General features: G+C 69.2%; 13 protein-coding genes and 1 pseudogene. 9 read left to right on the forward strand and 5 right to left on the reverse strand.

Going from position 1 to position 12,982, the window contains the following annotated elements:
* The 4 genes and pseudogenes from Y706_RS25700 to Y706_RS0115105 form a co-directional block, all read left to right on the forward strand.
* Window positions 1–253, forward strand: a pseudogene (locus Y706_RS25700) (DNA mismatch repair protein MutT); the annotation flags it as partial.
* A gap of 88 nt (window positions 254–341) precedes the next feature.
* Window positions 342–1,484 (forward strand): Re/Si-specific NAD(P)(+) transhydrogenase subunit alpha, encoded by a 1,143-nt coding sequence (locus Y706_RS0115095; RefSeq protein WP_028277249.1) that lies wholly within the window; start codon window positions 342–344, stop codon window positions 1,482–1,484.
* Window positions 1,484–1,867, forward strand: coding sequence for an NAD(P) transhydrogenase subunit alpha part 2 (locus Y706_RS0115100; RefSeq protein ID WP_028277250.1), 384 nt, complete (start codon window positions 1,484–1,486; stop codon window positions 1,865–1,867). Before Y706_RS0115095 ends, Y706_RS0115100 begins: the two co-directional genes overlap by 1 nt.
* Complete coding sequence (locus tag Y706_RS0115105; RefSeq protein WP_028277251.1) at window positions 1,864–3,237, forward strand: NAD(P)(+) transhydrogenase (Re/Si-specific) subunit beta; 1,374 nt, start codon at window positions 1,864–1,866, stop codon at window positions 3,235–3,237. Before Y706_RS0115100 ends, Y706_RS0115105 begins: the two co-directional genes overlap by 4 nt.
* A 94-nt stretch (window positions 3,238–3,331) precedes the next feature.
* On the opposite strand, the gene Y706_RS0115110 is transcribed toward Y706_RS0115105, so the two are convergent.
* Both Y706_RS0115110 and Y706_RS0115115 read right to left on the reverse strand, forming a co-directional pair.
* Window positions 3,332–4,468 (reverse strand): Rv2578c family radical SAM protein, encoded by a 1,137-nt coding sequence (locus tag Y706_RS0115110; protein WP_028277252.1) that lies wholly within the window; start codon window positions 4,466–4,468, stop codon window positions 3,332–3,334.
* 103 nt (window positions 4,469–4,571) lie between these two features.
* Window positions 4,572–4,874, reverse strand: coding sequence for a helix-turn-helix domain-containing protein (locus tag Y706_RS0115115; protein WP_028277253.1), 303 nt, complete (start codon window positions 4,872–4,874; stop codon window positions 4,572–4,574).
* A 63-nt stretch (window positions 4,875–4,937) separates the two neighbouring features.
* On the opposite strand from Y706_RS0115115, the gene map reads away from it, so the two are divergent.
* Window positions 4,938–5,720 (forward strand): type I methionyl aminopeptidase, encoded by a 783-nt coding sequence (gene map, locus Y706_RS0115120; protein WP_028277254.1) that lies wholly within the window; start codon window positions 4,938–4,940, stop codon window positions 5,718–5,720.
* Window positions 5,721–5,829: 109 nt separating this feature from the next.
* On the forward strand, window positions 5,830–6,471 hold the full coding sequence (gene pcp / locus Y706_RS0115125; RefSeq protein ID WP_028277255.1) for a pyroglutamyl-peptidase I: 642 nt from the start codon (window positions 5,830–5,832) through the stop codon (window positions 6,469–6,471).
* Between the two features lie 82 nt (window positions 6,472–6,553).
* On the opposite strand, the gene Y706_RS0115130 is transcribed toward pcp, so the two are convergent.
* Both Y706_RS0115130 and Y706_RS0115135 read right to left on the reverse strand, forming a co-directional pair.
* On the reverse strand, window positions 6,554–7,192 hold the full coding sequence (locus tag Y706_RS0115130; protein WP_028277256.1) for an SIMPL domain-containing protein: 639 nt from the start codon (window positions 7,190–7,192) through the stop codon (window positions 6,554–6,556).
* A 1-nt stretch (window position 7,193) separates the two neighbouring features.
* Complete coding sequence (locus Y706_RS0115135) at window positions 7,194–7,664, reverse strand: hypothetical protein (RefSeq protein ID WP_028277257.1); 471 nt, start codon at window positions 7,662–7,664, stop codon at window positions 7,194–7,196.
* 253 nt (window positions 7,665–7,917) lie between these two features.
* Here Y706_RS0115135 and pheS point away from each other — a divergent pair, with 253 nt between their 5' ends.
* From pheS to Y706_RS0115150, 3 genes are all read left to right on the forward strand, one after another.
* A complete protein-coding gene (pheS, locus tag Y706_RS0115140; RefSeq protein WP_028277258.1) occupies window positions 7,918–8,979 on the forward strand; it encodes a phenylalanine--tRNA ligase subunit alpha in 1,062 nt (353 codons plus the stop codon).
* Window positions 8,980–8,981: 2 nt separating this feature from the next.
* Window positions 8,982–11,525, forward strand: a complete 2,544-nt coding sequence (gene pheT, locus Y706_RS0115145) for a phenylalanine--tRNA ligase subunit beta (protein WP_028277259.1) — start codon at window positions 8,982–8,984, stop codon at window positions 11,523–11,525.
* A 129-nt stretch (window positions 11,526–11,654) separates the two neighbouring features.
* Entirely contained in the window at window positions 11,655–12,317 is a 663-nt protein-coding gene (locus Y706_RS0115150; RefSeq protein WP_253906804.1) for a 4'-phosphopantetheinyl transferase family protein, read from the forward strand.
* A gap of 16 nt (window positions 12,318–12,333) precedes the next feature.
* Here the strand turns inward: Y706_RS0115150 and Y706_RS25705 are convergent.
* A partial coding sequence (locus Y706_RS25705) for a M1 family aminopeptidase (RefSeq protein ID WP_275450884.1) occupies window positions 12,334–12,982 on the reverse strand: 649 nt, incomplete at its 5' end.

Genomic DNA, 12,982 nt, shown 5'->3' on the forward strand with positions numbered 1-12,982 from the left:
ACTGCCCGCGGAAACCGCCGCGGGCTGGCCGCTCAACGCGAAGGCGGCGATGAGGGTCTGGTTCGCGGAGCTCGCGCAGGGAGAACCCCGGCCGTTGGAGGACCATGACGAATTGCGCTGGCTCGACCTCCGCAACCCGGCAGGGGTCCTGGACCTGTCGTGGATCCCGGCGGACCTCCCCATCGTCGAGGCCCTCCTGGCGGCTGTGCAGGCCACCGGGACTCGCGGAGTGGAAGCGGGGCTGGGCCGCTGACCGGACTCGCCGCCGCGCTTCGGGAGCCCGCCTCTCGCCAAACCGTCAGGCATGTGCCTACTCTGATCCCAACCGAGAGGAGTGGCCCGTGCAGGTCGGTGTCGGACGAGAGCAGCGAGCCGGAGAACGTCGCGTCGCGGCCACACCGGAGACGGCCCGGCAGCTGACAGCGCTCGGGCTCCATCTCCTGGTCGAGAGCGGTGCCGGCACCGAAGCAGGCTTCGCCGACGCCGCCTTCAAGGAGGCCGGCGCGACGGTGATCTCCGAGCTCCCGTTCGAGGCCCTGGACGTCCTGTTGCATGTCCGCCCGCTCACTCCGGAGGCCGCGGCCCGGCTGCGGCCCGGCACCGTCACCATCGGGCTGGCTTCGCCGTCCTCGGAACTGCCAACCGTCCGGGCACTCGCCGCGGCCGGGATCACGTCGTTCGCCCTGGAGCTGCTTCCGCGGATCTCCCGGGCGCAGTCCATGGATGCGCTCAGCTCCCAGTCCCTGGTCACGGGCTACCGCGCCGTGCTGGAAGCCGCCGTCCGCTACCCGCGGTTCTTCCCGCTCTACATGACCGCCGCCGGTACCATCCCGCCGGCGAGGGTGCTGGTCCTTGGTGCCGGCGTCGCCGGGCTGCAGGCAATAGGCACGGCGAAGCGGCTCGGCGCCCGGGTCTCGGCCAACGACATCCGGGCCGCCTCCGCCGAGGAAGTCGCCTCGATGGGTGGCACCTTCATCAACCTGGACATCGATGCGGCGGCAGACGGAGCCGGAGGCTACGCCCGTGCCCTCGGCGAGGACCGGGCGCAACGCCAGCGCAGCCTCCTGGCCCCGCATGTCGCGGCGGCGGACGTCCTGATCACGACGGCCGCCATCCCCGGCCGGGCCGCTCCCTTGCTGGTGACCACCGCCATGGTGGCCGGCATGCGGGCAGGGTCTGTCGTCGTCGACCTCGCCGCGGAGTCCGGAGGCAACGTCGAAGGCGTGATCGCCGGCCAGGATGTGCAGGTGCCGGTCGACGGCGGATCGGTCACGCTCGTGGGTTTGCAGGACGCGGCATCCGCCATGCCCTCGGACGCGTCCCGGCTTTTCGCCCGGAACGTCAGCAACTTCCTCGCGCTCATGACCGACTGCGGCTCGGTGGCCCCGGACTTCGACGACGACGTGGTCGCCGGAACGTGCCTGACCCACGGCGGCACGGTGCGGCACGCCCCCACCGCGGAAGCATTGGAAAGGGAGGCGTGATGGGCGCCGTCGTGTTGCTGACCGTGGTGGTGCTCGCGGTGTTCGTTGGCTTCGAAGTCGTCTCCAAGGTCACCAGCAAACTGCACACGCCGCTCATGTCCGGCGCCAACGCCATCCACGGCATCATCCTGGTCGGCGCCATCATCGTGGCCGGACAGGCAAGTGACCCGTGGGTCCTCGGCATCGCGCTCCTGGCCGTCGTCCTGGCCACCGTCAACCTGGTGGGCGGCTTTGTGGTCACGGACCGGATGCTGGAGATGTTCAGCGCCCACAAGCGGACACGCATCCCCGCCTCAAGCGGCGCCGCCAAGGCTGGCGGAGCCGCGGGCGAAGGACACCCCGGCGAGGGGAGCTCCGCCGACGCGGCGGGGGAGTCCAAATGAGCCTCCTGAGCCCCGAATGGACAGCCCTGCTCTACCTTGTGGCCGCCGTCTGCTTCATCCTGGCGCTTAAGGGACTCAGCTCGCCACGAACGGCCCGCCGCGGCAACGCCATCGGCGCGGCCGGGGCGCTCCTCGCCGTCGTCACCGTCTTCCTCTCCGCGCGGCTGGAGAATGTTCCGCTCATCCTCGCGGCCATCGCCGTGGGGTCCGCGATTGCCTTCCCCGTGGCACGGCGGGTGCAGATGACCCAGATGCCCCAACTCGTGGCGCTCTTCAACGGCGTCGGGGGCGGGGCCGCGGCGCTCGTCGCCGTGCTGGAACTTGGCCACCAGGAAGATCCCTGGGTCCGCCTGGCCGTGGTCTTCACCATGCTGGTGGGGGCGGTGTCCTTTGCCGGCTCCGCGGTGACCGTGGGCAAGCTGCAGGAGCTCATCAGCACCCGTCCGCTGCTGTTCCCCGGGATGCCCTGGGTGATGGGGGCCGTCCTGCTGGGGGCGGTCTTCTCAGGAGCTCTGGTGGTCGTGACCGGGTCGCTGGGCTGGTCGCTCGCATTGCTGGGCCTGGGCCTCGCGGCCGGGCTGCTCCTGGTGCTGCCCGTGGGCGGGGCGGACGTGCCGATCGTGATCTCCCTGCTGAATGCGTTCACGGGGCTGGCGGTGGCAGCGTCGGGCGTGGTCCTGGGCAATGTCCTGCTGCTGGTCGCCGGGACGCTCGTGGGCGCGAGCGGCACCATCCTGACCAAGGTCATGGCCTCGGCCATGGGGCGCGGAGTCGGCGGAATCATGTTCGGGGCGTTCAAGGGCGGCTCGACGGCGGGTTCCACCGCCCTGAGCGACCGGCCAGTGCGTTCCTCGTCCCCGGAGGACATTGCCGTCCAGCTCGGCTACGCCCAGCGGGTGGTGATCGTTCCCGGTTATGGGCTCGCCGTGGCCCAGGGCCAGCACACTGTGGCGGAGCTTGCCACGGCCCTGGTCGCGCGCGGCGTGGACGTCGTGTTCGCCATCCACCCCGTGGCGGGACGCATGCCGGGCCACATGAACGTGCTGCTGGCCGAGGCCAACGTGCCGTACGAGTCACTGCGGGAGCTCGCGGAAGTCAACCCCGAATTCGCGACCACGGACATCGTTCTGGTAGTCGGGGCCAACGACGTCGTCAACCCGGCGGCCAAGTCCTCGCCGGGTTCGCCGATTTACGGGATGCCGATCCTGGAAGTGGTGCAGGCCCAGCAGGTCGTGTTCCTGAAGCGGTCCATGCGCCCGGGGTTTGCCGGCATCGAGAATGAGCTCCTGCACGATCCCAAGACCACCCTCCTGTTCGGCGACGCCAAGGATTCGCTGGCGAGGGTGCTCGGCGCGGTCAAGGCGCTCTAGGCATCCTGCGCCCGGCGGCTCAGGGCGCTTTCCGCTCCGGCAGCCCTGCTGCGCAGGGGACCCATGGCTCCGTGTGCTTGAGGTGGAGCGGACTTCAAAACAGTGTGGGCTGGGCCGTGCCGGAACGGGCAGCGCCGGCGTGGCGTGGGCTTGCGTGCCCCGCGGTGGCCGGGATGCTCCCGGCCGGGTACTGGGCTTCTTCCTCCCGGGCGTTGTCATGGTCGCTGCCCCCGTCAACGTCCCGGTGGCTGAAGCCCTGCGAGCCGGAGAAGCCGTGCAGGTCCTTGAAATACCGGACCCGTCCTGCCAGCCACGCGCGGTATTCCTTGGATGCGTATGACCCGCTGCCGTACAGGCGGCGGTACTTGCCCGCCAGTTGCGGATGTTCCCGGGCGATCCACTGCATGAACCATTCACGGGTGCCCGGCTTCAGGTACAGCGCACCGGCCGTGACCCCTGTGGCGCCGGCCGCCGCGAGGGCCCCGAAGAGGGAATCGAGGGCCTCATCACTGTCGGAGAGCCACGGCAGGATGGGCATGGCCATGACGCCGCAGGGCAGGCCCGCTTCCCGCAGACGGGAGATGAGCTTCAGCCGGGCCCGTGGCCCAGGCGTGCCAGGCTCCACGGCCTCGGACAGCTGCCCGTTGGTCATGGCCAGCGAGATGCCCACCCCGACCGGCACTTGCGCCGCCGCATGCTTGAGGAGCGGGATGTCCCGGGCCAGGAGCGTGCCCTTGGTGAGGATGGACAGGGGAGTGCCGGAATCGGCCAGGGCACCAATGATGCCGGGCATGAGCTGGTAGCGGCCCTCGGCGCGCTGGTAGGGGTCGGTGTTTGTGCCAAGGGCCACGTGCTCGTGCCGCCAGGACGGCTTGGCCAGTTCCGTGCGCAGGACTTCGGCGGCGTTGATCTTGACCACTACTTGGCTGTCAAAGTCCAGGCCGGCGTCGAAGTCAAGGTAGGTGTGGCTCTTCCGGGCAAAGCAGTAGACGCACGCATGGCTGCAGCCGCGGTAGGGGTTGATGGTCCAGTCGAACGGCATCCGGGAACCGGCGACCACCTTGTTGAGCACCGATTTGGCGGTGACCTCGTGGAAGGTGATCCCGGCAAATTCCGGGGTGGAGACCGTCCGCACGAGTCCGGCCAGCGGCAGCAGGGCAGCCGTGGGCGAAGCGGCGGAAACGGCGGCCGGGGAATCGCCGCGCTCAAGTTCTTGTGCGTCCCATCTCATGCCTACATTCGAATATATGTTCGACTGAATGTCAAGGATGCTGACGGGCGAGGCGGCGGCCGGTTGCAGTATGGGACGGCCTGCGCCGCTGCGGGGATCGGGCTTACGAAGCCAGCCGCTCACGGGCGTTGTGATCAGGGCCGGTCGGTTCAGTGGCGCGTTTGGTCTGGTTGACCTCGGCCCACACCGCATCGAGGGAGAGTCCGAGGACGCCGGCGATAGCGGCGATGGTCGGGAAGGCGGGGGTCGCTACACGGCCAGTCTCGATCTTCCGGAGGGTCTCCGGTGAGACGCGTGCATCGAGTGCGATGTCGAGCATCGAGCGTTCCCCCCTGGCGCGGCGCAACAGGGCGCCGAGGCGCTGTCCGCGCTCGATCTCTGCGAATGTGAGGGGCAACCTGACCATGGCTACGATTATACCGGGATAATATGACCGGTATAGTTATTGGACACGTGAGAAAGGCTCCGCATGATCGAGATCCTGAATCCCACCGAACTTGCCCGGGCAAAAGAAACAGGAGCCCTTGTAGCTGACATCCTGCAGACGCTGAAGAACCGCAGCACGGTCGGCGCGAACCTCCTGGACCTCGACCGATGGGCGCAGGCCATGATCGCCGAGGCTGGTGCGCAGTCCTGTTACGTCGACTACGAGCCGTCCTTCGGCCGCGGGCCGTTCGGACACTACATCTGCACGGCCGTCAACGACGCCGTGCTCCACGGACTCCCACGCGACTACACGCTGGCCGACGGCGACCTGCTGACACTCGACCTCGCCGTCTCCAAGCGAGGCGTCGCAGCAGACTCCGCCATCAGCTTCATCGTGGGCGACTCAAAGCACCCGGAAAGCGCCGCGATGATCAGCGCGACCGAGCGCGCGCTGGGCGCAGGGATAGCCGCTGCCCTGCCCGGAGCCAGGATCGGCGACATCTCCCATGCCATCGGCTCAGTCCTTGGCGAGGCGGGGTACCCGATCAACACCGAGTTCGGGGGCCATGGCATCGGATCGACCATGCACCAGGACCCGCACATTCCCAACACCGGACGGCCAGGCCGTGGCTACAAGCTGCGCCCCGGGCTGCTGCTCGCCCTGGAGCCATGGGTCATGGCCAACACCGCTGAACTCATCACCGACGCCGACGGGTGGACGCTCCGAAGTGCGACCGGTTGCCGGACAGCACACAGTGAGCACACGATCGCCATCACCAACGACGGGGCCGAAATCCTCACCCTGCCGACGCGGACACACGCATGAGGCCGGAGCGACAAATGCCCCGGCGGCCAAGTGTGGACGGGGCCGGGTTGAGGGTGCCGCGGGGGTGCCGCCTTGCCGGGGCAGTGGGAGGCGTTGCTAGGCTGGGGCGATGATTCTCCTGACCGGGTTCGAGCCATTTGGCGGCGATACGGCCAATCCGTCGTGGGCAGCGGCCCGTTCGGCGGCACGGCTGCTCCAATCCGAAGGGCTGGATGTCCAGGCGGTGGAATTGCCATGCGTCTTCGGCGAGTCGGCCAAGGTGCTGGCGGAGGCCCTCGAGCGTTTCACGCCGGAGCTTGTGCTGTGCGCCGGCCAGGCCGGCGGGAGGGCGCGCATCTCGCTGGAACGGGTGGCCATCAATTGTGAGGACGCCCGGATTCCGGACAATGCCGGCAATCAGCCCGTGGACGAACCCGTGGTCCCGGGCGGACCGGCAGCCTATTTCACGTCGCTGCCGGTCAAGGCGGCGCTCGCGGCGTTGACCGCAGAGCAGATCCCGGCCGAAGTGTCCCAGAGTGCCGGGACCTATGTCTGCAACCATGTCTTCTACGCGCTCATGCACGCCCTGCGGCTGCGTCCGGGCACCAGGGGAGGCTTTGTCCACGTCCCCTACGAGGACACGCAGCTTCCGGCCGGGAGCAGTGCCCCCTCGCTGCCGGCCGCCCAGATGGCGGCGGCGCTCGCCGTCGTCGTGCGCACTGCGCTGGCGACGACGGCGGATCTCAAGCTCCCTGCCGGCGCAACCCACTAGCCCCGGCCGGTCATCCGGCGCCCGAGCCGGTGGCGGCCGCCGTCGGCGACGCGAAACAACTGCTCCCGCAATGACTGGGCAATCAGTCGAGCAGTTCCCAGACGACGCCGATGGTGGCGGTGACCCCCGACTCACCGGCCTCGACGGTGAGTGAGGCCACGGCCACTTCCCGCTGCATCTTCGCCACGGGGATCGGCGCCTGGAAACCGGTGTGCTGGGTGAGGGACAGGACCCTGCCCAGCCCGGTGCCCGCGAGGGCGGCGTAGTGCTCGGCGGTGGTGCGGGCGTCCTGCCAGGCGGCCTCCCGGGCCCTGGCTTCGACGGCCGAGGGGTCGGCGAAGCCGAGGGTCAGCCCGTTCAGCCGGACGGCGTCGCCGCCGGCAGCAACCGCCGCGGCAAGGATCTGCGAGGACGCGGACAGCTCGCGGATCCTGACGGTGAGCGTGCTGGAGGCCAGATAGCCGGTCACGGTCTGGCCCCGGCCATCCTGCCAGTTCAGCTCGGCCCGGACGTTCAGCCCGGAAGTGGACAAGTCCGCGCTGTCCACGCCGCGTTGCCGGAGCTCCGACGTGATGGCGGCCGATCGTGTTCCGGCCTCGCTGTAGGCCTCGGCCACGGTCTCGCGGCGGCATTCAACGCCGATCGACACGGTCAGCAGGTCCGGCACCGCCTCGGCGCTGCCGGTTCCTGCAACGGAGATGCTTCGGGGGCTGTCTGTCATGTCAGGCCTCGTAACGTTCAGGGGCGGTCACGCCCAATCTGCGGTGCGTGCGTGGTCTGGTCCCGGGCAGGCCGGGCAGGGGGTAGCCGCCTGCTTCCAGGCCGGCATGGCGCTCGAAGATGTTGGCGCTGCCCGGGTTGCCCGTGCGCCAGAGGGACCAGCCGGCGGCTATGAAGTACAGCGGAAGGAAGGGCAGCCCGAGGCACCAGGCATATTGGGTGCTGTGGCGCTCCTCGTGGCCCAGCAGCACTGGATTGGCGCGGGCGGATTCCGGTCCGGTGCGGAAGAGGATCACGTTGCCCACGGTGAAGGCCGCAGCAAACGGCAACCGCCAGCGGTAGCGGCCCGCGATCAGCAGTCCGCGCGGACCGGAGCTGACGGTTGTCCGCGCACAGGCTGCCAGCAGCAGGCCCAGCAGGGTGGAGCCGTTGAGCAGGTTGGCGATCTGGCGAAGCCGTTGTCCGGGCGTCATGAGGCCATGGTAGCCGGGGATGTGCCCGGCAGTCAGGGGGCCGCCGGGATGTCCCGTGCCCTTGGAATCCCGGCGTAAGCGTGCCAGGGGCGGCCGGCACCGCGGCGTCACGTGCGGGGCGGCCATTGCCATGCCGCCGACGGCCGTCTACTAGACTGGGGACAGTGACCACAAGCCTTGCCGAGAACCTGCGCCGCGCCCTGTGCCCGGCGCACGCTGTTGGCATGATCCGACTCGTAGCTAAGAACAGTAGATGACTGAAACTTTGCCGGACGCAGCCGTCCCGAATCCTCTGGATGAAGCCGCCATTACCGCCGCCGTAGACCAGGCCGTTGCCGCCATCGCCGCCGCAGCGACCCTCGATGAACTCAAGGCCGTGCGCCTCGCCCACACGGGCGAGAAGTCCGCCCTGAGCCTCGCCAACCGTGAGATTGGCGCGCTGCCCAAGGACCAGAAGGCCGCCGCCGGCAAGCTCATGGGCGCCTCGAGAGGACGGGTCAACAAGGCGCTCGCGGACCGTACAGTTGCGCTCGAGGCCGAGAACGACGCGCGGATCCTCGTCGAAGAGACCGTGGATGTCACGGCAGCGCCGCGCCGGCGCACGGCCGGTGCACGCCACCCGCTGTCCACGCTGCAGGACCGCGTGGCGGACATCTTTGTCGGCATGGGGTGGGAAATTGCCGAAGGGCCCGAGGTCGAGTCCGAATGGTTTAACTTCGATGCCCTGAACTTCAAGCCGGACCACCCCGCCCGCGACATGCAGGACACGTTCTTCGTCGAGCCGCCCGAGGCCCACCTGCTCATGCGCACGCACACCTCGCCGGTGCAGGTCCGCTCCATGCTGGAACGGGAGCTGCCCATCTATGTGCTGTGCCCGGGCAAGGTGTTCCGCACGGACGAGCTCGACGCGACGCACACCCCCGTGTTCCACCAGTTCGAGGGCCTGGCCATCGACAAGAACCTGAGCATGGCGGACCTTCGCGGCACGCTGGAGCACTTCGCACGCCAGATGTTTGGTGCGGAAGCCCAGATCCGGCTGCGCCCGAACTATTTCCCGTTCACCGAGCCGTCCGCGGAGCTGGACATCTGGCACCCGGGCGCCAAGGGCGGCCCCAGCTGGATCGAGTGGGGCGGCTGCGGCATGGTCAATGCCAACGTCCTGCGCGCGGCCGGGATCGACCCGGACATCTATTCAGGCTTTGCCTTCGGCATGGGCATCGAACGCACCCTCATGTTCCGCAACGAGGTTGGCGACATGCGCGACATGATTGAAGGCGACGTACGTTTCAGCGAGCACTTCGGGATGGAGATCTAACAGTGCGTATCCCACTTTCCTGGCTGCGCGAATTCGCGCAGGTACCGGCCGAAGCATCGGCCGAAGACGTCATGGCCGAACTCGTCAAGGTCGGCTTTGAAGAAGAAGCCGTCCACCGACCCACGGACACCCTTCGTGGGCCGATCGTCGTGGGCCAGGTCCTGAGCATCGTCAAGGAGCCCCAGACCAACGGCAAGACCATCAACTGGTGCCAGGTCCGGGTTGTCCCCGAGGGCCGCGAGCAGACCCTCACGGGCGAGGGCATCGACCCCTCCGGCGTGCAGGGCATCATCTGCGGCGCCCACAACTTCGTCGAGGGTGACAAGGTGGTGGTCACCCTCCCGGGCGCAGTGCTGCCGGGCGACTTCCACATCTCCGCGCGCAAGACCTACGGGCACCTCTCCGCCGGCATGATCGCCTCCGTCCGTGAGCTTGGCATCGGCGAGGACCATGACGGCATCCTGGTGCTGTCCCGGATCGGCCTCGACCCGGAACTGGGCACCGACGCGATGGAACTGCTGGGCCTCTATGACCAGGCGGCCGAGATCAATGTGACGCCGGACCGCGGGTACGCGTTTTCCATCCGCGGCGCAGCCCGTGAATACGCGCACGCCACCGGCACCGTGTTCACGGACCCGGTCTCCAAGGTCCAGGTTCCGCAGTCGCTCTCCGGCGGCTACGGCGTCAAGCTCAACGACGACGCCCCCATCTACGGCAAGCCCGGCTGCGACCGTTTCGTGGCCCGCACCGTGCGCGGTGTGGATGCCACCCGGCCCACCCCGCTGTGGATGACCTCCCGTCTCCGGCTCGCCGGCATCCGGTCCATCTCCCTGCCGGTGGACATCTCCAACTACGTCATGCTCGAGCTCGGGCAGCCGAACCACTGCTATGACCTGGACAAGCTGGCCGGCGACATCGTGGTCCGGCGGGCCACGGCGGGGGAGAAGATCACCACCCTGGACGACAAGGAGCGCACGCTCGACGTCGAGGATCTGCTGATCACGGACGAATCCGGGCCCATCGGAATCGCCGGTGTCATGGGAGGCGCCCACACCGAAGTCTCGGACACCACCACGAACGTCCTGGTCGAGGCCGCGCACTTCGACGAGGTCTCGATTGCCCGCGCGCGCCGCCGGCACAAGCTGCCGTCCGAGGCGTCCAAGCGCTTTGAACGCGGCGTGGACTGGCAGGTGGCCGACGTGGCCGCCCAGCGTGTGGTGGACCTGCTGGTCGAACTCGCCGGAGGAACGGCCGACGAGGCCGGGACCGACGTCGGGACCGCGCCGGACGCCGTAACCATCGAACTGCCGGCAGAGTACGCGGCAGCCCGGATCGGGATCGACTTCACCGAGGAACAGATCCTGACCTCGCTCGAGGACCTCGGCGCCGTCGTTGCCAGGACCGGTAACGGCTACACGGTGACCGCCCCGAGCTGGCGCCAGGACCTCGAGACCCAGGACGACCTGACCGAGGAAATCGCACGGCTGGTCGGCTACGACAAGATCCCGGCGACCCTGCCGGTAGCGCCCCCGGGCCGTGGCCTGACCCGCGTCCAGCAGCAGCGCCGCCGCCTGATCCAGGCCCTCGCCGACGCCGGACTCACCGAGGTGCTGGCGTATCCGTTCGTCTCGAAGTCCGCCAATGACACCTTTGGCGTCCCCGCCGAGGGTGCGGAGCGCAAGGCCCTCAAGCTGGCCAACCCGATCAGCGAGGAGCACGGCTTCCTGCGGACCTCCGTCCTGCCGGGCCTGATCGAGGTGGCCAAGCGCAACCACTCCCGCGGCTTCCGCGACCTCGCCCTCTTCGAGGCCGGGCTCGTGTTCCTGCCGGGCGAGAAGCTTGGCACCTCCGCGATTCCGCCGCTCGGCGTCAAGCCCGCCGACGACGTGCTCGATGCCCTGTACGACGGCGTCCCGGACCAGCCGCTGCACCTGGGCGCCGTGCTCACGGGGCACGACTCTCCCGCTGCCCCGGGCCACGCCCCGCGGGCCTGGGACTGGGCAGACGCGGTGGACATCGCCCGGATCGCCGGCGACGTGCTCGGCGTCGAGCTCCTGGTCACGCAGGGCCGGCATCAGGCCTTCCACCCGGGCCGGGCGGCGCAGCTTGAACTGCGCACCGGCGAAGTGGTGGGCTACGCCGGCGAGCTGCACCCGAAGCTGCTGGCAGCGCACGACATGCCGGCCCGTTCCGTGGCGCTGGAACTGAACGCCGACGCCCTCTTCGAGGCCGCCGCCGACGTGATCGTAGCCCGGCACATCTCGACGTACCCGGTGGCCACACAGGACGTGGCCCTGGTGGTGGCGCAGGATGTCCCGGCGGGGGAGGTGCTGGCTGCGCTGCGTGAAGGCGCCGGCGAGCTGCTCGAGGACGTCGCGTTGTTCGACGTCTACGCAGGCAAGGGCATCGAGGAAGGCAAGAAGTCGCTGGCGTTCAGCCTGCGCTTCCGCGCCGACGACCGCACCCTGACGGCGGATGAGGCCTCGGAGGCCCGTGAAGGTGCCGTGGCCGCCGCCCACGAACGATTCGGAGCGGTGCAGCGCTGAGGACTGCGCTGGTCACAGCGCAGACGTTTCTGAAAGGGGCGGGTCATGGCATCACACCTTGTTGTGCGTGCCTGCCCGCCCTTTCGCGTTCCCGGCGACCCCCGTGTTCCCAGGGACCTGGGGGCGCCCGTGGACGCAGCACCAGCCCTCTATCCGGAACCGGAGCTGGAACGCGACTCCCGCTCCCTGCTGGACGGGGCCGAACTCGTCCGGGCCCGGGCCATGACCCCGCGGACCCGGGAGGACTTCCTGTGCGGGCGGCTCGCGCAGCGCCGGTTCGCCGCCGGCCTGCTCGGCGTTCCGGCGTCAGATCTCACCGCCTGGTACAGCTGCCCACGGTGCGGCACCGGCGCGGACATCTCACACGGCCGGCCCGGCTACCTGCTCCGGGGCCAGGCTGCGCCGCTGCTGCTGAGCCTGTCCCGTGCGGCCGGCTGGACGCTACTGGCCGGGGTCGTGGACCCGGACCCGGGTGAGCAGCTGGGCATCGACGTCGAGGATCCGGCCCGGGCGGACTTCGACGGGTTCGACGACGTCGTGTTGACCCCGGCGGAACAACGGCACCTCGCCGGGCTGGCCGGCATCGCGCTGCTGCAGGGCAGGGCGCGCCTGTGGGCGCGCAAGGAGGCCTGGCTCAAAATGCTGGGCACCGGGCTGCAGATGGCCCCGGACACCCTGGACGTGCTGGCGCCGGCAGTGAACGGCCGCGCAGGGCTCCGGGACCTGCCGCCGGCAGAGACAGGCCTGCCCGCTGATCTCGTGGCCGCCGTCGCCCTGGCGGTCCTTCCCTAGGGCTCCGCGCCCCTGATCAGATCTTGGGCGGCGTTGCCTGCGGGAGCGGCGGCAGGGCGTCGGCGAACAGCCAGGGGTGCAACAGGGCCTCTGCGTCCAGGCCCGTCGTGTGGGCGGCCGCGACGATGAAGTCGGCGGTGGTCACCGTGCCGTACCGGAAGCGGTCCGTCCAGTCGTGCAGCAGGGCGAAGAACGCCAGGTCGCCGCAGCGTACCCGCAGGGCGTGCAGGGCCAGGGCGCCGCGTTTGTAGACCCGGTCGTCAAACATCAGTTCCGGGCCGGGGTCGCCCACCATCAGGTCCTGCGGGGCAGCAGCAAGCTTGCGCCACGCGGCGCGCGCGCGGGCCGCCGCCGACATGATGCCGGCCTCTTCAGACCAGATCCATTCCGCGTAGCAGGCAAAGCCCTCGTGCAGCCAGATGTCCTTCCAGGTCGCAGTGGTCAGGGAGTTCCCGAACCACTGGTGGGCGAGTTCGTGGGCGATCATCCGCTGTGATTCCCAGTCCTGCCGCAGATGGTTGGGCCCCAGGATGGACAGTGTCTGCGCTTCCAGCGGGATTTCCAGGACGTCGTCGGTGACCACCACCGTGTACTCCGGGAACGGGTACGGCCCAAAGCAGTTCGTGAAAGTCCGCATCATGTCGGGCTGGCGGGCCAGGGCGGCC

The organism is Arthrobacter sp. I3, from assembly GCF_000520575.1.
Classification (GTDB): domain Bacteria; phylum Actinomycetota; class Actinomycetes; order Actinomycetales; family Micrococcaceae; genus Arthrobacter; species Arthrobacter humicola_A.

What these genes read in the sequence shown, in the direction of transcription:
- Y706_RS0115100 (WP_028277250.1), top strand. Translation starts at nt 1,484, where the DNA reads ATGGGCGCCGTCGTGTTGCTGACCGTGGTGGTGCTCGCGGTGTTCGTT.
- Y706_RS0115105 (WP_028277251.1), top strand. Translation starts at nt 1,864, where the DNA reads ATGAGCCTCCTGAGCCCCGAATGGACAGCCCTGCTCTACCTTGTGGCC.
- Y706_RS0115110 (WP_028277252.1), bottom strand. Translation starts at nt 4,468, where the DNA reads ATGAGATGGGACGCACAAGAACTTGAGCGCGGCGATTCCCCGGCCGCC.
- Y706_RS0115115 (WP_028277253.1), bottom strand. Translation starts at nt 4,874, where the DNA reads ATGGTCAGGTTGCCCCTCACATTCGCAGAGATCGAGCGCGGACAGCGC.
- map (WP_028277254.1), top strand. Translation starts at nt 4,938, where the DNA reads ATGATCGAGATCCTGAATCCCACCGAACTTGCCCGGGCAAAAGAAACA.
- pcp (WP_028277255.1), top strand. Translation starts at nt 5,830, where the DNA reads ATGATTCTCCTGACCGGGTTCGAGCCATTTGGCGGCGATACGGCCAAT.
- Y706_RS0115130 (WP_028277256.1), bottom strand. Translation starts at nt 7,192, where the DNA reads ATGACAGACAGCCCCCGAAGCATCTCCGTTGCAGGAACCGGCAGCGCC.
- Y706_RS0115135 (WP_028277257.1), bottom strand. Translation starts at nt 7,664, where the DNA reads ATGACGCCCGGACAACGGCTTCGCCAGATCGCCAACCTGCTCAACGGC.
- pheS (WP_028277258.1), top strand. Translation starts at nt 7,918, where the DNA reads ATGACTGAAACTTTGCCGGACGCAGCCGTCCCGAATCCTCTGGATGAA.